Source organism: Bradyrhizobium sp. SZCCHNS3002 (genome assembly GCF_032377435.1).
Classification (GTDB): domain Bacteria; phylum Pseudomonadota; class Alphaproteobacteria; order Rhizobiales; family Xanthobacteraceae; genus Bradyrhizobium.
On sequence record NZ_JAUHHY010000017.1, the window covers coordinates 1 to 18,880 of the forward strand.

Below are 18,880 nucleotides of genomic sequence, written 5' to 3' on the forward strand. Positions count from 1 at the left end.
ACCGCAGAAGAATCCACGCCATGCACCATGTCCAGTCTGTCTGAACCGGACAGCCGTGGGTCAAGCCCGGCCATGACGGAGAAAGCAAGAACATAAGCGGAGGACGCACCCATGGGACTGCTCGACGGCAAGGTGGCGCTGATCACCGGCGCAGGTGGCGGCCTCGGCGAGGCCTACGCCAGACTGTTCGCGCGCGAGGGCGCGGCGGTGGTGGTCAACGACCTTGGCGGGCCGCGCGACGGCTCCGGCTCCGACCTGTCGATGGCCGAGCAGGTGGTGGCCGCGATCAAGGCCGAGGGCGGCCACGCCGTCGCCAACGCCGCCGACATCTCCACCATGGCCGGCGGGCAGTCTGTGTTCGACGACGCCATCCGGCATTTCGGCCGCGCCGACATCCTGGTCAACAATGCCGGCATCCTGCGCGACCAGACCTTTGCCAAGTCGAGCGAAGCGGATTGGGACAAGGTGATCCAGGTGCACCTCAAAGGCACCTTCTGCTGCACCCTGCCGGTGTTCCGCTGGATGCGCGACAATGGCGGCGGCGTCATCGTCAACACCTCATCGACCTCGGGCCTGATCGGCAATTTCGGCCAGTCCAACTACGGCGCCGCCAAGGGCGGTATCTGGGGCCTGTCCAACGTGCTGGCAATCGAGGGCCGCAAGTACAACATCCGGGTGTGGACCCTGGCGCCCGGCGCGCTGACGCGGATGACGGCCGACCTGCCGCGCTACAAGGAGAACCCGGGCGCGGCGCTGACGCCCGAGGGCATCGCGCCGGCCGTGCTCTACATGGTCAGCAGTCTCTCGGGGGATCAGACCGGCAAGGTGCTCGGCGTCTCCGGCCCACGCGGCGTGCGCGAGTTGCGCATGATGGAAATGGACGGATGGAAACCGCCGTCGTCGGCCTGGAAGGCCGAGGACATCGCCGCCCATGCAGGGGAGATATTCTTTTCGGAGGCCGAGATAGCCAAGTCCGCACGGCGGTTTTGATGTATTCAGGTCGTCATTCCGGAGCGCTCGCGACGGCGAGCGAACCCGGAATCTCGAGATTCCGGGTCTCGTCCTGCGGACGATCCCGGAATGACGCCAGAGAGATTGGAGACAGATGATGAAGCTCACCGCCGCCGCCAAGGGCACCTTCGCGATCGCGCCGACCCCGTTCCATGATGACGGCCGCATCGACGACGCCTCGATCGACCGGCTGGTCGATTTCTATGCCGCGGCCGGCTGCGACGGCATCACGGTGCTCGGCATCATGGGCGAGGCGCCGAAGCTGGACGCGGCGGAATCCGAGCAGGTTGCGGTGCGCTTTGCCAAGCGCGCCAAGAACCTGCAGATCATCGTCGGTGTCTCCGCGCCGGGCTTCGCGACGATGCGCGCGCTGGCGCGCGCCTCGATGGATGCCGGCGCTGCCGGCGTGATGATCGCGCCGCCGCCGACCCTGCGCACCGATGATCAGATCACGGGCTATTTCAAGCAGGCCCAGGAGGCGATCGGCGAGGACATTCCGTGGGTGCTGCAGGACTATCCGCTGACGCTGAACGTGCAGTTCACGCCGGCGGTGATCCGCAGGATCGTCATGGACAGTCCGTCCTGCGTGATGCTCAAGCATGAGGACTGGCCGGGCCTTGAGAAGATCTCGGCGCTGCGCGGCTTCCAGAAGGACGGCTCGCTGCGGCCGCTGTCGATCCTGTGCGGCAATGGCGGCCTGTTCCTGGACTTCGAGATGGAGCGCGGCGCCGACGGCGCGATGACCGGCTACGCCTTCCCGGAAATGCTGGTCGACGTCGTCAAGCTGTCGCAGGCTGGCAAGCGCGATGCCGCGCACGACCTGTTCGACGCGCATCTGCCGCTGGTCCGCTACGAGCAGCAGCCCGGCGCCGGCCTTGCCGTGCGCAAATACGTGCTGCAGAAGCGCGGCGCAATCGCCTCCAGCGCGCAGCGCAAGCCGGCCTCGGCGATCACGGCGGCCGCCAAGGCCGAGGTCGACTATCTGCTGTCGCGTGTCGCCCGCACCGACGCCCGCGCCAATCTGCAACCCCGAGCCACCGCCGCGGAGTGACCATGGCTGACGCTGCCGCCGTCCGTCCCGCCTCGACCGTGCTGCTGCTGCGCGATAGCGCAGCCGCACGTGAGATCGAGGTATTCATGATGGTGCGCCACCATCAGATCGAGTTCAACTCGGGCGCCCTGGTGTTTCCAGGCGGCAGCGTCGACAATGGCGATCAGGAGGTCGCGGGCAGGCCGGAGCTCTATGCCGGCGACGATGGTCTGGACGCCGAGGCGCTCGGCTTCCGCATCGCCGGCGTGCGCGAGACGTTCGAGGAGAGCGGCATCCTGCTGGCGCGAGCGCGCGGCGCGGACGCGCTGATCGAGGCCGCTGCCGCCCGCGAGATCGAGGCTGCACATCGCCTGGCGCTGTGCGAAGGCAAGGCCAGCTTCCTCGAGGTCATCGAGGCGCACGGCCTGGTGCTGGCGCTCGACGCGCTGGTTCCCTACGCGCATTGGATCACGCCCGAGGGCATGCCGAAGCGCTTCGACACCTGGTTCTTCCTGGCGGCCGCGCCGCCGGACCAACTCGGCGCCCATGACGGCCGGGAATCGACCGACTCCGTCTGGGTCTCGCCGCGCGAGGCGCTGGCCGGCGGCGAGGACGGCCGGTTCAAGCTGCCGTTTCCGACGACCCGCAACCTGATCCGTCTGGGCAAACAGCCGGCGGTGGCGGGGGCGTTGGCGGCGGCGCGCGACATGGAGATCGTCACCGTCATGCCGGTGATGACCAGGACCGCCGAGGGCGGTCGCCAGCTGCGCATCCCCCGCGAGGCCGGCTATGATGGGGAGGTATTCGAGTTCGGTGCGGCCGGTTAACCGCACAGGCTATTTTTCGTCCGGCGGATGATGCGCGGACGAGAGTTGTTCTCTATATGTTCATTCAGCCGCGCGGCGGCTCGTATATAATGCGGTTCCGACCATCGGATCCCATGAGTAGATTACCGGACCTCGACACGGCCTGCAGCAGCCTCCGATCGATGACGATCGGGCGGATGATCTTTGGCAGCTTTTTGCTGCTGCTGGCCGTCATCACCGCGACCAGCATGGCGAGCGTCATCGCCATCCGCCACATCGATTCGACCTTTGCCGAGTTGCAGCGGCTGCAGGGTGTCGGCGATCTCGCCGAGGAAATCGACCAGCGCATGAACGAGCTGCGGCTCGCGGCGCGTGATTTCGTCACCGATCCCGGTTCGCGCTCCGACCGTGCCATGGAGGCAGCGACCGAGCTCAGCGCGCTCCTGAAGAAGACGCGCCTGCAGCTCGCGCCGGAGCAGCAGGCGACCATCGATGGCGTCGCCCAGCGGCTCGCCAACTACCGCGAGGGCATCGACCGGATCAGCGCGCTGATCGCCCGGCGTGCCGAGCTGCTGTCGGGTTTGCCGGCGGCGCGCGAGAGCTTCGAGGACGCCATCGCCGGCTTGACCGATCGCGGCACGGCGCGGGCGCTGTTCCAGGTGCAGAACCAGGTCGGCGCGGCGCTGCTGGCGCGCGACCCGGCCGGCGCCGAGCAGGCCGCCCGCAGCATGCGCGCAATGCCGATCGAGGACAGCGCGCTTCGCGCGGCCGCCGACCGCTATGCCGAGGCGATCATCGCCATTGCCGGCACGGAGGACGAGATCGCGCGCCTCGACAAGGAGGTGCTGGGCATCGAGGGGCGGCTGATCGGCCGGGTCACCGAGTTGCTGCGCGCCTTGAGCGCGAGCCAGGGCAAGGTGCTGTCGCGCGACTTCGCCCGTACCCTGGCGGAGACGAAATGGCAGAGCATCATCTTCGGCACGGCGGGCGTTCTGATCGGCATCTTCGCTGCGTCTTTCGTGGTCCGGCGCACCGTGCGGCCGCTGGCCTCGATCGCACGCTCGATCAGGGCGCTGGCGGCAGGCGAAAAGGCGGCGTCGATCCCCCAGACCGACGTTCAGAACGAGATCGGCGACATCGCGCGGGCGGCCGAGGTCTTCCGGCAGACTTTGCAGGACGCCGACGCGGCGCGCGAGGCGGCGGTCCGCGCGCTGGCCGAGCAGCGGCTGGCCGAGGAGAGCTATCGCAAGCTGTTCGAAGCCTCGATCGACGGCATCTATGTGACCACACCAAGCGGTCTTGTGCTCAATGCCAATCCGGCGCTCGCGCGCATCATGGGCTACGAATCCGCGAGCGAGCTGATCCAGAGCGTCAACGACATCGCGGATACGATCTATGTCCATCCCCTGGCGCGCGAACGCTATCAGCGGCTGATGCGGCGCGACGGCATGGTGCGCGAGTTCGAATACCAGGTGCGGCGGCGCACCGGTGAGGTCCGCTGGCTTTCCGACAGCGCCACGGTGGTGCGGGACGAGAGCGGCGAGGTGGTTCGCTACGAAGGCGTTGTCCGCGACATCACGGATCAGAAGCGCGCCGAGGATGCGATCGCGGAAGGCCGGCGATTGCTGCAGCAGGTCATCGACACGGTGCCGGCGGTGATCAACGTCAAGGATCGCGAGCTGCGCTATGTCCTGATGAACCGCTATATGGCCGGCATCTTCAACGTCGAGCCCGAGGATGCGCTCGGTCGTACCACGGGCGAGCTGATGTCGCGCTACGGCGCGAACAAGACCGACTCGAACGACAAGCGCGTGCTGGCGACGAAGGCGGGCCTCGGGTTCTACGAGGAGGAATACCTCGATTCATGCAACGTCATGCGGCAATGGCTGGTCAACAAGCTACCGCTTCTCGATGCCGACGGCGAGGTCGACAAGATCGTCACGGTGGCGCTCGACATCGGCGAGCGCAAGAAGAGCGAACTGGAGATGCGCAAGGCCAAGGAGGCCGCCGAGACCGCGCTCCGGAACCTGCGCGAGACCCAGGCCTCGCTGATCGAAGCCGAGAAGCTCGCGGCGCTCGGGCGCATGGTCGCCGGTGTTGCTCACGAGGTCAACAACCCCGTCGGCATCAGCCTGACGGTCGCTTCCGCGCTCGAGCGCAAGACCGAGCGCTTCAGCGAGGCGGTCACGCGGGGCGAGCTGCGGCGGTCGAGTCTCACTGAGTTCATCGAGATGAGCCGCAGCGCCGCGGGACAGCTCGTCGCCAATCTCAATCGCGCGGCCGAGCTGATCCAGTCGTTCAAGCAGGTGGCGGCGGACCGCAACTACTCCGATCAACGCAGCTTCGATCTCGCCGATCTCACCGAGCAGGTGGTGATGAGTCTTCGCCCGGGCGTGCGCAGACAGAACCTGACGGTGAATGTGGATTGCCAGCCCGACCTGGTGATGAATAGCTACCCCGGGCCGTACGGGCAGGTCCTGACCAATCTGTTCCTCAATGCGGTCGCGCACGCGTTTCCGGACGGCAGGAGCGGCGTGATCGAAATCAGGGCGCGTGAGTCCGGCCGCGACAATGTCGAGATCATCTTTTCCGACAATGGCTGCGGCATGTCGCTCGACGTTCGCCGCCGCGCCTTCGATCCTTTTTTCACGACGCGCCGCGACCAGGGCGGCACCGGGCTCGGCCTGCACATCGTCTACAGCATCGTGACCAGCCGGCTCGGCGGCCGGCTCGATCTCGACTCCGAGCCGGGCGCCGGCACGCGCGTCCAGATCATTCTGCCGCGGGTCGCGCCGCTGGAGCAGGCGGCCGAATAGGGCGGTCTGCGTAAAACCCCGGATTGACTCTCACGAAGCCGAGATCGAAACGAAATCTGGCCCGGTTGATGCATTTCTATCCGTGCACCCTGGGGTGGTGCAGGAGCCAGATGGACCAGATGGAAATGAGCAGATGGATTGTTTGCCGCGGCCGTGAGCCGCATCGAGCTGATCGCTCCGACATCAGCAGGACGGTCTCGAGGCCGCAGGCGGCCGCGCGATGGAAGCCACCTGTCCAGGTCGGCAGTGCGGCGCTGCTGATCGCACTCGCCGCGCCACCGTCACTGGCGCGCGATCGCGGCCAGTACGCGAACTCGTCGCCGGAGATGAAGGCATGGTTCGACGGCCTGCGCAGCGGCAAGGGCCCGTGCTGTTCGGACGCCGATGGCAGCGCCGTCAGCGATGTCGACTGGGAGAGCAGGGGCGGTCACTACCGCGTCCGCATCGAGGGTGAATGGCTCGACGTTCCCGACGACGCTGTCATCACGGAGCCCAACCGGGTCGGCCGCACGATGGTGTGGCCGATGCGCGGCTATCAGGGCCTCCAGATCCGCTGCTTCATGCCGGGTAGCATGTCGTAGCCGGACGGGGCGGCGCTCAGGTGTATTTCTTGTCGCGCTCCAGCAGCTCGATGGAAATGCCCTCCGGCCCGCGGATGAAGCAGATGCGAACACCGGGGCGGATCGTGGTCGGCTCGGTCGTGAAGGTGATGCCCTTGGCCTTGAGCTCGGCGGCCGCGGCGTCAATGTCCTTCACGGTGAGGCCGAAATGATCGAGGCCCTGGTGCGGCGTCACAGGCGGCGCGTTGACGCCGTCGTTCGGCTCGACCTTGGCGATGAACACGCTGGCGCCGCCGAGCCTGACGTCGATGCGGCCGGGATTGCGGATGATCTCGCCGCCGAGAATGTCGTGAAGCCAATTAGCGGTGGCTTCCGGGTCCGGACTGCGCAGATGGATGTGGTCCCACGTGACATTCAACATCGTCGAGATCTTTCGAAAGGGTGAACCGGCTGCGGCGCGGCGGCGTTTCTCGAGGTGCCGGCAACGGGTCGGATGTTTACCGGCCCGTCACCGGCCGCGCCAGCCCGGCATACCGACCGGTATCCGGGCCTGCCCTCCAATTGTCGGCTTTGCATGCAACCCTATCGATGTTTGCCGATTGAAGCTTCCAGATGCCCCCGCCGGGCAGCCGATGGTGCAGACATGAGCGCGGGTCTCTCTCGTTTGCTGGGGCGCAAGCCCGATGCCACGGCGTCGCTGGCCATGCGCCGAAGCGACGGAGCGTCCATCCCTTTGGGAGCCGCGGTGTCGGGGGTGGCGATCCTCGCGCTGATCATGTTCAGCGTCGTCGGGTGGCTGATCATGTCGGTCGAAGAGGAGGAGGTGGCCGACTCCAGCCTCACGCGGGTCGGATCGGCCTCCCCGAGCAGCGGCTATGAAGGGGATGAAGACGGGACGGAGACGTCGCGTGGGCTCTCATTTGTGGTGCCCAGCCCGGCGGCCAAGTCCAGCGCGCACCCCGATTCGTCCCCGGTGGTCGGCTCCGGCCGGACCGTCATGGACGCCAATGCCAGCCTGTCGCCGACGATACCGCCTGCTTCATCCCCTGCGCTCGACCCGGCCGCTCTGTCCAGCCTGCGGATCAGTTCCCAGTCCTGGCGGCGCGGCGGTCTTGGGTCGAGGGCGCTGGTGACCTTCACGGTACGGAATGCCAACAGTTTCGCAATCAAGGACGTCGAAATCAGCTGCGCCTTCAGCCGGCGGGACGGTAGCCATGTCAGCGACCGCCGACGGATCGTGCCCGGCCAAGTCGGGCCGCGCAGCCGGAAGACCTTCGCGGCGGTCCATGTCGGATTCGTCAACGTTAACGTCAGCGCGGCCAAATGCGCGCTGGTTGCAGCGACGAAAATCTAATTATGTCGCGCTAGTCTCCCACGGTTTTTGAACCCGAGCGTTCGACGCGGGAACATACTGTCATGATCCTCCGTTAGGTGGATGTCGGCGCAAGTGCCGACGGAGCGGTAAATTATGCCCATTCTGCGTTACTTTCTTTTCGTCGGTGGAACTCTGCTGGCGCTGCTGGTCCTGGCGGATGCCGTGCTTCCCAGCGTACCATTGCCTGCAAGCCTGTCGTCTGCGTCGGACCTTCCCCCGGTGCGCATTCAGTCCACCAGAAAGTGGCCGGAGCGGATCGTGATGGACACCTCGATCGCCACGCCGGCTCCGGTGAAGCTCGCGAAGGCGGAGCAGCCTGCGGCAGAAGTGGCCAAGCCCAGTGCCCGCGACGCCTTCGCGCAGATGAGCGCCGTCGAGACCAACCCGCAGGTTGCGGCCGTGAAGTCCGCCGAGAAGCCTCGCGCGACGCGGATTGCCGACACAGGCAAGCCGGCTGCAGAGGCGAAAAAGCGAAGGACCGCAAAAGCTCATCCGGGCAGACCGATGATTCTGGTCGCGCAGCAGCCGCATGTCGGCTCTCTCGATTGGACTTGGTAGTATCGATCGCCCGCGGTCCCTGGTCGATCCAAGCGGTCCCGCTGCAATCGCGCTCCGGGGCTCGCGCGGGGTGCTGCGCTGGTTTTCACGCCGCTACGCTGCCTTGATCTTGCGCAAAGTGCGCTCCTTCCGGAACGCCTAGCGTCTCTGCACGGGACCTGGGGGCGTTTGCCCGGGGACCCAGGAGACGCTGAATGACGACTACCACGCCCACCCTCTCGATCTCGCCGGAGAAGGTCGCCTTCGTCGTGACCAAGATCCACCAGCACGAAATGGAAGCGGCCGAACCCGAATTGCTGGCAGATTTGGCAGATGACGACACGGCGCCCGGTACCGGTGGGCGAGGCCTGAAAACGGACCGGTCGGAGCTCGTCAGCTTCATCAGGGGCCTCAATGTCGACGAACAGATCGATCTGGTCACGCTGATGTGGCTGGGCCGGGGTGACGGCTCGCTGGACAATTGGGATGAGCTTCGTGCGCAGGCCGCTCAGGCGCACAACAATCGCACGGCGACGTATCTGATCGAAACGCCGATGCTCGGCGACTATCTGGAGGAGGCTCTCTCGGAGTTCGGCCTTTCCTTGGAAGATTTCGAAGAAGGCATATAGCTGCGGCGGCTTCTCCCGATGAGCTCGCCGGCACATTCTTCGCTGTAATTCGGATGATGGAGTAATCTCATGGACAAGATGAAGGTCGGAACCGGTGATTGGATCGTAGTGTGCGACGGGCGCAAGGCGCTGATCCTCGAGAACGTCGGTGACAGCATGTTTCCGAACCTGCACACCAAAGAGGTCCGTGAACAGGAGAACGACCGCACGAGCGCTCAGGGCACTGACGCTCCCGGCTCGGTGCAGCCGTCATTTGGCAATGCTCGGAGTTCAGTGGATCAGACGGATTGGCATGATCAGGCTGAGCGTATCTTTCTCAAGCAGCTTGCCGATCGCCTGCATCATGCTGTCATTTCAGGCGAAACCAAAGCCGTCACGATGGTGGCGTCGCCGCGCGCGCTCGGGATCATCCGCGCCGACTATTCCGACGCGGTACGAAAGGCGCTGCATGGCGAGGTCCACAAGGATCTGGTCAAGCTTCCGGTCTACGAAATCGAGAAGCAACTGCTTGCCTGAGCCAGGCTGTCTCATGCCAATGAGTGTCCGGAGACCCCGTTCGCGGTCTCGGTGATCGCGACGGGATCAATGTGTGCTTTCATGCGACGGTGTCGATTCCGGCGCCGCAGGCACGAGGCTTGCGCCCACATGCGCAGCTCCTTTTTCGACGATCTCGTAGCCGCAATCGTCCAGCCAGGCGATCAGGCGATCGGCCATGGCGTAATCCCAGGTCGGGTAGGAGCGTGCGATGACCTGGCGTGGCGTGAGCTTGCGAGACATTGGTGATCCTTCCCTGATCTCATGGTGCTCGATGAAACGTCGAGCGTTGGTCTTGTCATCCTGAACCCCAGGACGGGATGCACAGTTCCTGCGGCGCCCGAGCGCTGCCGCTCAAGGAGCGCTGATCGTTCACCGCGCCCCGGCGAAAGGCGCTCAATTCATCAAGCGCCGATCACGTGTGGCCGCGCGTCATCGGTCACGAGAGCCGCGGTGCGCTCCGGCTTCTTCTCCACGATCTCGTAACCACAATGATCGAGCCATGCGATCAACCGATCCGCCATGGCATAGTCCCAACTGGGATAAGATCTGGCAATGACTTCGCGGACTGAAAGCTTTCGTGTCATGATGTCGATCTGTCGCTCCCTGCATTCGCCACGGGCCCGTCCGGCATACATCCGGACGATCCAAGGCTGGCCGGCAGTTCGTGCCGCCGGTTCTTGATGTTGTTTGGCTCGTCCCGCTTCTAAGCGCGCGCCCCAGCGCCTCACCACGATCAAACTGGCGTGGAGAGGTGACTTTTCCGCTTCCGGCTCGCCCAGGCTGCGCAATCATCGCCCAACATGGTGAAAACCTTCTCGCTACGATGGTTTCCCATTCCCGTGCACGGATATGGCGCAGTCGTGCGCGTAGTGGGGCTGGAGTGTGGTGGCGGCGCGGTGTTTCGTCACAGGCTGGCGGCGACGATCTCCGACGAAAGCAGCTCGAGCAGGCTGCGACAAACTGAGGAACGGTTTGGCACGTTCATGGTTTCAGCTGGGGCGCAGTCGCATGGGCTCGTCGTCTCAGAGGCAACGGAGCGAAGCGATGAGGCTGATGTTCTCGGTCGTGCTACTGACCGGCCTTGCGGCAGGGGCCGGCCGGATGGACGCCAATGAGTCCTGCGGCCCAGGGTGCCACGTCGCGCCGAATGGCGGCTGCGTCGTGAATGGCTGGGAGGTGGGAGCGCCGGTGTGGAACGAATGCCCCGCGGGCGCTCGGCCAAGACCGCCGTGCGGAACCGCGTTCAAATGGAGCAGACAGGCGAAGGCCTGTGTCAGCAGGTGAATATACGAGGGCTGATCACCGGCGCGAGAACGTGGGTCGGACCGCCGGCTGTCGCGAGCCGTGCCTTGTATCAGGAGCAAGACGAAGCTCCGGCGCTCAGACCGGCCTCGCATGGATCACGTCGCGTGGTGCGCTGGTGCGGAAGGCTCTCCGTAACCATGCCCGCGACGGTGCCTCGATGAGCATGTAGGTGATCCAGGCCATCGCCGTCGCAATCGCAACGAACAGACCGAGCCGCAGTGCGAGCTCAAGAGCGCCAGGAGCATCTGACTTTCCGATCATCGCAAGCCGAATGAGAAAGGGATGCAGCAGATAGATCGAATAGCTGCATTCGCCACCAATGATCAGGGCTCTGGACGACAGCCAGGGGGCATGGCCGTATCGACTGGCGGCGACGAAGACGATCGAAAATCCCGAGATCTCGATGAGACGTACGGCAAGTTCGATCGCGAATGACCAGCCGGGCAGACGAGGCTGCAGAAACAGCAGCACAGGCGCACAGATGAGGCTCACCAGCGAAAGCCAGAACAGGAGCCTCACGCAGCGCCGCTCCCCGTCACCGACGCTGGCATCGGCGCGGTTCCTGTAGATCATGGCGGCAAGGCAGCCGGCCAGGAACTGAGCGATGTGAAGATAGGGAGAGTAGTAGGTGAGCCACTGCATCCCGTTTTGCGTCAGGCTCGGCGCGACGGCCCGCAGCAACGCATCCCCGAAGGTGAAGGCGGCCGCGATCGTCAGCGCGAACGTCACGATGTTCACCAGCGCGATCCAGATGATCGTTTGCAGCCGGACGACGGCTGCAAACAGCAGGCAGACGAATGGAAACAGCAGGTAGAAGAACAGCTCCACGCTGATGGACCAGAGGTGCTGCAGCGATGGCACGACTGCGACCAGCATGGTGCCGTTCTGCACGGGAAACCAGGCTTGCGTCATCGTGAGGATGAAGCCGAGCGACGGGGCCGAAAGACCTCGCGCAATCACGATGTATGCGACGACTGCGAGCGCAATCACGGCGTACATGGGGTAGAGCCGGGCGAAGCGCGCGATGGCAAATTCGCGAAGAGCGCTTCCGAGCGGTTGCGACTGGAAGCGCTCGGCGTAGTTGAGCCACAGGACGAATCCGCTCAGCACGAAGAACATCGTCATTCCGATGCTGCTGATTTGTGCGATGAGCTCCGGCAGCGGGCCTTGCGCCAACGACGGGGCGCCATGGCCGATGGCGACCGTTGCGGCCGCGACGAAGCGCAAGCCGGTCAGCGAGCCGATGAAGCGTTGCTCGTTCACTTTTGGGGATGGTCCTGATGCTTGGGAGGCGCTCCGGCTGTTGTAGAAACAGCAGGGCCTGGAGGCAACCCGACGCACGCCGCCGGAGACGGGATTGCCGCCCGCCGAGCGACGATCAGGCGTCCAGGCCGGAGATGATTCTGCGCCTGATCATTCCGGCGTCTGCCGCTTGCGACGTCCGCCGCGGCGGCATCTCACGTTGCAGTCACGACAACGGATTGAAAAATATGGAAAAATCAACTTTGCCGTCAGCAGCGTCCGACCACCGGTCGAGGCGTTTCCCGGCGCGCGGCATGCGATCGGCGGGGGGGAAGGAGCGGGCAACAGGGCTGCTAGAGTTTGAGGAAACCTGGGAAGAGCAGCTCTTGCAGCGGATCGGGCCGGTTGCGAAAAGCCGCCTGGACTCCTCGATCCGCGGGACGTGACGGCCAGGGGCATGGTCGCCCCTGCGTGAGATGCAGAGCCCCCGTCCGGACTGGTGCAGGGGCCGGATTGCAAATGGACTCGCAAACCGACCACAGCTAGTTATTTGTTACCCTCTAGCGGGTCGTTTTGCACGACGCTGAGCGCCTGAAGAGAACGGGAGTCGCCTTGCTCGCTGCGCCATCTCAGCTCACCGATCAAACCGTCAACACCCAGCTGACGACGAATTGCAATGCGCAGGTGGCTGCAACGTTCGACACGAATGACAGCACCTGGGTGACCTTCTTTTTCAACGGTACGATCCCGTGCTGGAGAGCGCTGGTGTCGATTGGCGAAGTGGAGGTCGAGCTGACCGAGGACATTGCCATTGCAGGCATCGTCCTGCGCAAGGGACTGACCGTGACCATGCACCCGATGGGTCGCTACTACACGGTCACGATGAGCGGGGAGATTGTCGATTCCGGAAAGGAGAGCAGCTTTACCGGATTCGTGCTCGGCTCGTTCATCCGGTCCGCAGCGATGAAGCGTGCAATGCAGATGCTCCGGAAACAAGTCAGCCGCTGAGCGGCGCCCGGCTTCGCCTGAAATGTAAACACCAGAATGTGACCGGGCGTGGGGGGAAGACTGTGATCTGGCCCGATTGACCACCGCGGCGAACCCTGTTACACGCCACAACCTCTGATAGATTTCAATCATTGGTAGCTTAGTTGATTTTCCATTCGTTTCAGCCGCGCCGGCGGTTGCGTACTGCGGGTTTCAATCTGTGTTTTAGAAAAGGAGATAGCCATGGCTCATCATGAAGGCCTTCGTTTTTCGGCTCCCGCCGTTGTCACCACCCCCACAAGCCCCAACACCGAGGTCGTCGCGACGCCGACGGGCGATCAAAACAACACGACGCAGCTCGTGTTCGAGTATCAGGGGCGCATTCCGGTCTGGACGCCGGTTGTCTCGCAGGCGCAACCTCAGGTCGTTTTGGCGACTGACATCACGATCGGCGCAACGACTTGGCGCAAAGGCATTACGATCCAGTATGCGGCGCTGGGATCGACCCAGTACACCGTGACCATCATCTCGGGCGAGATCGTGGACGACCGTGGGCTCTACCTGCTCCAGGGCGTGACGCTCGGCATCTTCCCGATCGGTTTGGATGTCAAGGCAGCGCCGCCCGCGACTACGCGGACCGAAGAGTATCCGCGCGCCGCCTTCACGGCGCTGCCGACGGTGAATACGCCGACCAGTCCGAACAGCAACGTGGTGACGACGCCAAGCGGCGACACCAACAACACGACCTACGTTTCGTTCCAGTACCAGGGCCGCATCCCGGTCTGGACGCCGATCGTCTCGCAGTCCCAGATCACCGCGGTTCTCGCCGCGGATATCACGATCGGCGCGACGACGTGGAAGGCGGGCATCACGGTGCAATATGCTGCGCTGGGCTCGGCGCAATATACGGTGACCATCATCAAGGGCGATATCATCGACGATCGCGCTCTCTATTCACTGGCGGGCACCTTGCTCGGCATTTTCCCGATCGGGTGATACGAGCATGGACGCGTCCGCGTCAGCGCAGTTCGAGCAGGTCGACTCCTCTGCGATTTACGAGACCAGGGTTGCCGGCTCGGTTGGCTGGGCCGGCTACCTTCTCGGCACGGGCTCGTCGCTGCCACCGTTCATCAACTACGATGACTCGCTGAAGAAGTACGGTGGCAGCTATATTTTCGCGACGCAGCGGCCCGCCGATCTTGATCGTGATCCCGGCGGGTTCGCCGAGCGTGTGCGGACCTATATCAGCAAGGCGACGCGCAACCGCGCCGTCGTCTGGCTGGCCTCGGCCAATCCGGTCAGGTTTGGCGACTTCGAGAGTTACGGCATCTCCTTCATCAACCTGCCGCCGGTCTACCAGGTCTCGGGCAACCTGAACCTCTGGTTCGCCCGCAACGCCAAATTCTACATTCTCGATCAGACCCGGATCGAGATCGATGGTGGGGCGCTGCGCCTGTCGGGCTCGGCGCTGAGCTCGCCTCCGTTCGTCGGCTTCTCGGGCAAGGGCGACAACCCGCTCGGCATTCGGCTTGCGCGGACCTCCAACAATCGCATCTACGCCTACGTGCCGTTCGGCGGTGCCAACACCGGTTGCGTCACCTTTGATGGGCTGCTCGATTCGAAGCAGGCGTTCGTCAGCCAGGGCTTGGAGCAGGGCGTCCGCTACGTCATCAACAACAACGCGACGACGTCGCCGCAAGCTGCGCAATATGCCGCCATGACGGTGGCGGCGTTGCCGTCGCAGCTTTCGATCGCAGGCGCCTTCGACCTCGGCGATCCGGCCAACCGCGCGATCGGCCGAGAGCAGCTCGAGCAGGGCTATCTGCGTTCGGGTTTCGCCATCAAGGGGGCGCCGGCGCTGACCAGCGAATTCCGCACGACCGGCGGGCGTGTCGTGCAACTGACGCCGCTCGGGGCTGGCAGCGCGGATACGGCGCCGGCGCTCGGGGCAGGGGGCTTCGCCTTTGCGACCAGCGCCGCCAAGACGGCCGCGGTCGAGACAGGCACGACCTATCTGAGCCTGGCCGGCCACTACGCGCTCGGCGCCGATGGCAGCTCGGCGGGGCAGCTGGCGAAGCTGATGGGCGGACTGTTCGGATCGGAAGCGCTGAGCTTCAAGGCGTACGACGTCAGCCTGCCTGCAGCCCAGAACGATCGTCTCAACGGCATTCCCTCGAAGCCGGGCTACGCGCCGGTGTTTCCATTCGAGACGGCGGACCTCAACCGTCCCACGAGCGGTGCCGTCGCGGCGCGCCTGACGGACGAGCATCAGACCTCCTGGGTGACCATCGTCTCCGGAGGCGGCGCCGTCGACTATCTCGCAGAGCCCGAAGGCAGCGCGATCTACGCTGCGGCTGAGGCCGGCGCCGGCGCCGAGGACGTCGCGATCCTGCAATCGGCGCCGCCATTCATGCCGCTTGCCCAGGGCAGCGACAAGACGTTTCCGCTGGTGCCTTATGGAGCTGCTGCGAGCAGCGGCCTCGATGGCGCTACGCTCGTCCAGTTCGAAAGCCAGATCGTGGCCGCGACCCGTAAGTCGCTGATCTCGAGCTATGGCAGCAAGACGTGGTCGGCGCGCGTGCAGGCGGCGCGGGCTCACGCGCTGCGCGGCACGCTGCCGGACGGCCCGAGCACCGATGGGACGACGCCGCAGGGCTTCATCATCGCGGGCGATCCGACGACGGGTGCCTATCTGAAGGTCAGCATGGCGCAGTCGATCGACCGCGACGGCAACACCCTGCCATTCGCGCTATCTGCTCCGACCCAGGCGATGCAGGACGCCTTGCAGACCAACCAGCTCTTTCTCGTCGCCGTCAATCCGGAGCCGTTCGGCACCGGCGCGCAGTTCGCCAACACCGTCAACATCGCGGGCTGGACCATGACCGCGGCGGTCGGCGCCGGCGCGTCGGCGACCGCCTACCGCAACGTTGTCATCATGAAGTTCTGCTCCGGTTCGTTGTTGGAGCGGGTCACGAATGCCAATCGCTGGACGTCGGCGGAGCAGTTCTCGCTGTTGCCCGGCACGCCGCCGGTCACCGCCGCGCTGTCCTACACCGGCCTGTCGCAATGGCTGCAGGACTACATCGCGGAAGCCGTCGTGCGTTCGAAGGGAGCGTCCGGCCCATTCTACGAGAATTTCGCGCGCATCGCGCAGGATCCGAACTGGACCGGCGTCATCGTGCTCGCGGCCGATCTCGGCCAGCGCGACATGCCGCCGGAGATTGCGGGGCTTGCCGCCGGCATCGACTTCACCCGCTTCAACGCCCATCATTTCGGCTTCACCGTCAGCCGCGTCACGGTCGATGGCCGGAGCGGCCGGATCACGATGCCCCCGGGCAATTCGAGCCTGTTCGGCCTGATCGACTACGAAGATCCGCGCTATGCAATGAACATCTCCAACGGCGTTGCGCCTGACGTGCCGGTGGCGGTGCAGATGAGCGGTGAGTTCGACTTCACCGTGCTGCAGTTGCAGTCGTTGTTCGAGAACGCCAGGCTGACGCGGTTCGACAGCCACGTCCAGCTGTCGGTCGCGGCGCTGTTCGGCGCGCCGGTCTCGCGGCTGTACTCGCGCCGCACGCCGCAGCCCTTCACGGGAATCGTGCTCAAGGGCAGCTATGTCGACCAGGGCGGCCGCGGCGCCTATGTCTTCGAGCAGAACACGACCAACGTGCTGACCAGCCCGTCGAACGTGCTACCGGCCGTTGCCTTCGACCGCGTGCAGTTCAACACGATTGGCACCCAGGACCAGGGCGCCACGGTGGCCAGCAACTTCCTGGTCTGGGGACAGTTCGATTTCACGGCGCTTGAGAGCACCATCGGAGAGACGCTCGACCTGCTTTCGTTCGGCAGCCCGCCGGACACGCCGGAGGAAGCGCTCGGCGTCGGGCTTGCCTTCTCCGGCCTCGTGATCGGCATGACCTATCCGCAGGCGACGCCCGGAGCCAAGCGGTTCCAGGTCGCGACCGGCAACCTGGCCTGGAATCTCAACGGCTCGAGGATGCGCGACACCAGCCTGTTCCGCGGCTTCGCACTGCAGCTCAAGAGCTTCGTCAACGCGACCGGCGATCAGAAGCCGTCGGATCTCGGCTTCCTGCCGGTGACCTCGCAGCTCAACCTGACCGAGCTGGAGGGACCCTGGTTCGGCGTCGTCTACGACATCACGCTGGGCGGCCCGGGAGCACTCGCCTCCGGCGTCGGCTTCCAGTCGCAACTGCTTGCGGCATGGTCGCCGGTCACCACCGGCTCGGACGCGCAGCATGCGGTCTTCATCGGCATGAGCCTGCCGGGCGCGGCGCCCGGCGCCAGCCTGTTCAGCATCCAGGGCGTCATCAAGGTTGCGGTCGGCGCGATCTCGATCCTGCGCCAGCCGGTGCCGACCGCATCGGGACGCAAGCTGCCGGAAGACGGGCCGAAGTGGTTCTACTGCCTGCGGATCGACGATATCGCGATCAAGATCTTCGGCATCGCCAAGTTGCCGCCGTCCGCCAACATCCAGTTCTTCCTGTTCGGCGATCCCGACAACACCGGCAGCCTCGGCTGGTATGCCGCCTACGTCGCCGACGACAATCCGGGCTGCGAGCAGTCGCTCGCATTCGCCGCAAACAAGCCCGAGCTGCAGGAGCCGTCAACATGACGCGGATCCTGTTCTGGAACATCGAGAACTTCTCGATCAACAAGATCTTTTCGGCCTCGATCAAGCGGCAGCGCGGGCATGGCGGCCTCAACGACATGCAGAGCGCGATCCAGCGCCGCGCGGTGATCAATGCCGTGCTGACGGCCACCCAGCCGGACATCATCGTCATCATCGAGGTGAGCTCCGGCGACAATGCGCCCAACGCGCTGGCGAGCCAGACCGGCGGCATCAATGCGCTCGCCATGGTGCAGTTCGGGCTCAACAACCCCGCCACCATGGTGGCGGGCGGATGGAACGCCGTGCCGCCGCTCTACACCGGGGTGGGCGGGCGCGCCGAAACGGTCGGTATTCTCTATCGCCGCACCAACACTGCGGGCACCCTCAACCGCTACTTCACCGGGCCCAACATCTGGACCGGCGGGCATGGCGGCATGTCGGTGCCGCCGGGCGGCGGCGTCGCCACGCCGTACAACGGCATGCTGGTGCCTCTCGGTGCCGTCAACGTCAACGGAATGCTGGTCCCCCCGGGGCTTGGTGGCGTGCGGCAGATTCCTGCGGCCGCTCAGCACAATGGCGGGCTCAACGAGGACGTCGTGGCCGCGCGCATCGCCTTCACCACCACGCTCGGCGCGCCCGTTGCCTTCGCCGGGTTGCGCGAGCCGTTCATGGCGACGTTCACTGAGGCCGACAATCTCGGCAACGTCCAGCGCGACCTCACCATCTTCGGCATCCATTCGCCGCCGAACAACCCCGCGGCGGCGAACTACATCACCACGATGTCGACGATCAACGACGTCGTCGGCGCCCTGGGTGTGAACGAGACGCGGGTGATCGGCGGCGACTTCAACGTCAATCTGTTCGCCGTCAACGGAACGGCCTCGGGTCTCTACAATCCGCTCACCGGCGGACCCGGTGCCTACACGCTGCTCGTCAGTCCGACGGCGGTGGGCGTTCCCGTCAATCTGGACCAGTACAAGGGCTATTTCTCCACCCATATCCGCGGCAAGGACAAGACGGCGGCGTCCAAATTCCTCTGGTCCAACGGCGGCGGGCCGGGACAGAGCTTTTATCCCGGCTACGGCTATGTCGGCTCGAACTTCGTCGCCGCGCCGTTCTACTCGATCGACAACGTCCTGGTCTGGCCGCACAACGGCATGCACAACTATCAGACCACGATCATGAACACGGTGACCGGCACGCCGATGAACGGGGTCATGGCGCCGCCGGACAATCCTCCCCTCGGCACGGTCGCGTTGGCCAACCAGTTCACCGCGGCGCCGATGGGATGGCCGGGCGCGCCGACGGCGGCGAACTATCCCGGGATCGGCGGCGCCGGAAATCTGACCGGCTGGAGCAACTACGGGCGCGTCCGCAACACCAGCGATCATTTCGGCGTCTTTGCCGACATCTGA

Annotated in this window: 18 protein-coding genes; 14 read left to right on the forward strand and 4 right to left on the reverse strand. The window is 65.0% G+C overall.

Annotated elements, in window-relative coordinates:
* Window positions 1–111 precede the first annotated feature (111 nt).
* The 5 genes from QW845_RS28575 (at window position 112) to QW845_RS28595 (ending at window position 6,244) form a co-directional block, all read left to right on the forward strand.
* Complete coding sequence (locus QW845_RS28575) at window positions 112–990, forward strand: SDR family oxidoreductase (RefSeq protein WP_315804847.1); 879 nt, start codon at window positions 112–114, stop codon at window positions 988–990.
* A 118-nt stretch (window positions 991–1,108) separates the two neighbouring features.
* The gene (locus QW845_RS28580; protein ID WP_315804957.1) at window positions 1,109–2,062 is read left to right on the forward strand and encodes a dihydrodipicolinate synthase family protein; all 954 of its coding nucleotides are present in this window, start codon (window positions 1,109–1,111) and stop codon (window positions 2,060–2,062) included.
* Between the two features lie 2 nt (window positions 2,063–2,064).
* A complete protein-coding gene (locus QW845_RS28585; protein WP_315804848.1) occupies window positions 2,065–2,868 on the forward strand; it encodes an NUDIX hydrolase in 804 nt (267 codons plus the stop codon).
* 113 nt (window positions 2,869–2,981) lie between these two features.
* Window positions 2,982–5,663 carry a PAS domain-containing protein gene (locus tag QW845_RS28590; RefSeq protein ID WP_315804958.1) on the forward strand — a complete coding sequence of 894 codons (2,682 nt, stop codon included), beginning with the start codon at window positions 2,982–2,984 and terminating at the stop codon, window positions 5,661–5,663.
* Window positions 5,664–5,788: 125 nt separating this feature from the next.
* Window positions 5,789–6,244: a hypothetical protein gene (locus QW845_RS28595; RefSeq protein ID WP_409997977.1), complete on the forward strand. Its 456-nt coding sequence runs from the start codon at window positions 5,789–5,791 to the stop codon at window positions 6,242–6,244.
* A gap of 16 nt (window positions 6,245–6,260) precedes the next feature.
* Here the strand turns inward: QW845_RS28595 and QW845_RS28600 are convergent, their stop codons facing one another.
* Window positions 6,261–6,644, reverse strand: coding sequence for a VOC family protein (locus tag QW845_RS28600; protein ID WP_315804849.1), 384 nt, complete (start codon window positions 6,642–6,644; stop codon window positions 6,261–6,263).
* A gap of 222 nt (window positions 6,645–6,866) precedes the next feature.
* Between QW845_RS28600 and QW845_RS28605 the strand changes: the two genes are divergently transcribed.
* The 4 genes from QW845_RS28605 to QW845_RS28620 all read left to right on the forward strand — a co-directional run bounded on the left by QW845_RS28605 (window position 6,867) and on the right by QW845_RS28620 (window position 9,280).
* On the forward strand, window positions 6,867–7,577 hold the full coding sequence (locus QW845_RS28605; protein WP_315804850.1) for a hypothetical protein: 711 nt from the start codon (window positions 6,867–6,869) through the stop codon (window positions 7,575–7,577).
* A 114-nt stretch (window positions 7,578–7,691) separates the two neighbouring features.
* Window positions 7,692–8,156 carry a hypothetical protein gene (locus QW845_RS28610; RefSeq protein WP_315804851.1) on the forward strand — a complete coding sequence of 155 codons (465 nt, stop codon included), beginning with the start codon at window positions 7,692–7,694 and terminating at the stop codon, window positions 8,154–8,156.
* A gap of 194 nt (window positions 8,157–8,350) precedes the next feature.
* Complete coding sequence (locus tag QW845_RS28615) at window positions 8,351–8,764, forward strand: DUF3775 domain-containing protein (RefSeq protein ID WP_315804852.1); 414 nt, start codon at window positions 8,351–8,353, stop codon at window positions 8,762–8,764.
* Window positions 8,765–8,833: 69 nt separating this feature from the next.
* Window positions 8,834–9,280 (forward strand): host attachment protein, encoded by a 447-nt coding sequence (locus tag QW845_RS28620; RefSeq protein ID WP_315804853.1) that lies wholly within the window; start codon window positions 8,834–8,836, stop codon window positions 9,278–9,280.
* 66 nt (window positions 9,281–9,346) lie between these two features.
* On the opposite strand, the gene QW845_RS28625 is transcribed toward QW845_RS28620, so the two are convergent.
* The 3 genes from QW845_RS28625 to QW845_RS28635 all read right to left on the reverse strand — a co-directional run bounded on the left by QW845_RS28625 (window position 9,347) and on the right by QW845_RS28635 (window position 11,869).
* Window positions 9,347–9,541, reverse strand: a complete 195-nt coding sequence (locus tag QW845_RS28625; protein ID WP_315804854.1) for a hypothetical protein — start codon at window positions 9,539–9,541, stop codon at window positions 9,347–9,349.
* A gap of 161 nt (window positions 9,542–9,702) precedes the next feature.
* A complete protein-coding gene (locus QW845_RS28630) occupies window positions 9,703–9,885 on the reverse strand; it encodes a hypothetical protein (RefSeq protein ID WP_315804960.1) in 183 nt (60 codons plus the stop codon).
* A gap of 796 nt (window positions 9,886–10,681) precedes the next feature.
* Complete coding sequence (locus tag QW845_RS28635; RefSeq protein WP_316216072.1) at window positions 10,682–11,869, reverse strand: acyltransferase; 1,188 nt, start codon at window positions 11,867–11,869, stop codon at window positions 10,682–10,684.
* A gap of 134 nt (window positions 11,870–12,003) precedes the next feature.
* On the opposite strand from QW845_RS28635, the gene QW845_RS28640 reads away from it, so the two are divergent.
* The 5 genes from QW845_RS28640 (at window position 12,004) to QW845_RS28660 (ending at window position 18,880) form a co-directional block, all read left to right on the forward strand.
* Entirely contained in the window at window positions 12,004–12,294 is a 291-nt protein-coding gene (locus QW845_RS28640) for a hypothetical protein (RefSeq protein WP_315804856.1), read from the forward strand.
* Between the two features lie 166 nt (window positions 12,295–12,460).
* Window positions 12,461–12,856 (forward strand): hypothetical protein, encoded by a 396-nt coding sequence (locus tag QW845_RS28645; protein WP_315804857.1) that lies wholly within the window; start codon window positions 12,461–12,463, stop codon window positions 12,854–12,856.
* Between the two features lie 222 nt (window positions 12,857–13,078).
* Window positions 13,079–13,831: a hypothetical protein gene (locus QW845_RS28650; RefSeq protein ID WP_315804858.1), complete on the forward strand. Its 753-nt coding sequence runs from the start codon at window positions 13,079–13,081 to the stop codon at window positions 13,829–13,831.
* Between the two features lie 7 nt (window positions 13,832–13,838).
* Entirely contained in the window at window positions 13,839–17,468 is a 3,630-nt protein-coding gene (locus QW845_RS28655; RefSeq protein ID WP_315804859.1) for a hypothetical protein, read from the forward strand.
* Entirely contained in the window at window positions 17,465–18,880 is a 1,416-nt protein-coding gene (locus tag QW845_RS28660) for a hypothetical protein (protein WP_315804860.1), read from the forward strand. Before QW845_RS28655 ends, QW845_RS28660 begins: the two co-directional genes overlap by 4 nt.

What these genes read in the sequence shown, in the direction of transcription:
- QW845_RS28575 (WP_315804847.1), top strand. Translation starts at nt 112, where the DNA reads ATGGGACTGCTCGACGGCAAGGTGGCGCTGATCACCGGCGCAGGTGGC.
- QW845_RS28580 (WP_315804957.1), top strand. Translation starts at nt 1,109, where the DNA reads ATGAAGCTCACCGCCGCCGCCAAGGGCACCTTCGCGATCGCGCCGACC.
- QW845_RS28585 (WP_315804848.1), top strand. Translation starts at nt 2,065, where the DNA reads ATGGCTGACGCTGCCGCCGTCCGTCCCGCCTCGACCGTGCTGCTGCTG.
- QW845_RS28590 (WP_315804958.1), top strand. Translation starts at nt 2,982, where the DNA reads ATGAGTAGATTACCGGACCTCGACACGGCCTGCAGCAGCCTCCGATCG.
- QW845_RS28595 (WP_409997977.1), top strand. Translation starts at nt 5,789, where the DNA reads ATGAGCAGATGGATTGTTTGCCGCGGCCGTGAGCCGCATCGAGCTGAT.
- QW845_RS28600 (WP_315804849.1), bottom strand. Translation starts at nt 6,644, where the DNA reads ATGTTGAATGTCACGTGGGACCACATCCATCTGCGCAGTCCGGACCCG.
- QW845_RS28605 (WP_315804850.1), top strand. Translation starts at nt 6,867, where the DNA reads ATGAGCGCGGGTCTCTCTCGTTTGCTGGGGCGCAAGCCCGATGCCACG.
- QW845_RS28610 (WP_315804851.1), top strand. Translation starts at nt 7,692, where the DNA reads ATGCCCATTCTGCGTTACTTTCTTTTCGTCGGTGGAACTCTGCTGGCG.
- QW845_RS28615 (WP_315804852.1), top strand. Translation starts at nt 8,351, where the DNA reads ATGACGACTACCACGCCCACCCTCTCGATCTCGCCGGAGAAGGTCGCC.
- QW845_RS28620 (WP_315804853.1), top strand. Translation starts at nt 8,834, where the DNA reads ATGGACAAGATGAAGGTCGGAACCGGTGATTGGATCGTAGTGTGCGAC.
- QW845_RS28625 (WP_315804854.1), bottom strand. Translation starts at nt 9,541, where the DNA reads ATGTCTCGCAAGCTCACGCCACGCCAGGTCATCGCACGCTCCTACCCG.
- QW845_RS28630 (WP_315804960.1), bottom strand. Translation starts at nt 9,885, where the DNA reads ATGACACGAAAGCTTTCAGTCCGCGAAGTCATTGCCAGATCTTATCCC.
- QW845_RS28640 (WP_315804856.1), top strand. Translation starts at nt 12,004, where the DNA reads ATGATTCTGCGCCTGATCATTCCGGCGTCTGCCGCTTGCGACGTCCGC.
- QW845_RS28650 (WP_315804858.1), top strand. Translation starts at nt 13,079, where the DNA reads ATGGCTCATCATGAAGGCCTTCGTTTTTCGGCTCCCGCCGTTGTCACC.
- QW845_RS28655 (WP_315804859.1), top strand. Translation starts at nt 13,839, where the DNA reads ATGGACGCGTCCGCGTCAGCGCAGTTCGAGCAGGTCGACTCCTCTGCG.
- QW845_RS28660 (WP_315804860.1), top strand. Translation starts at nt 17,465, where the DNA reads ATGACGCGGATCCTGTTCTGGAACATCGAGAACTTCTCGATCAACAAG.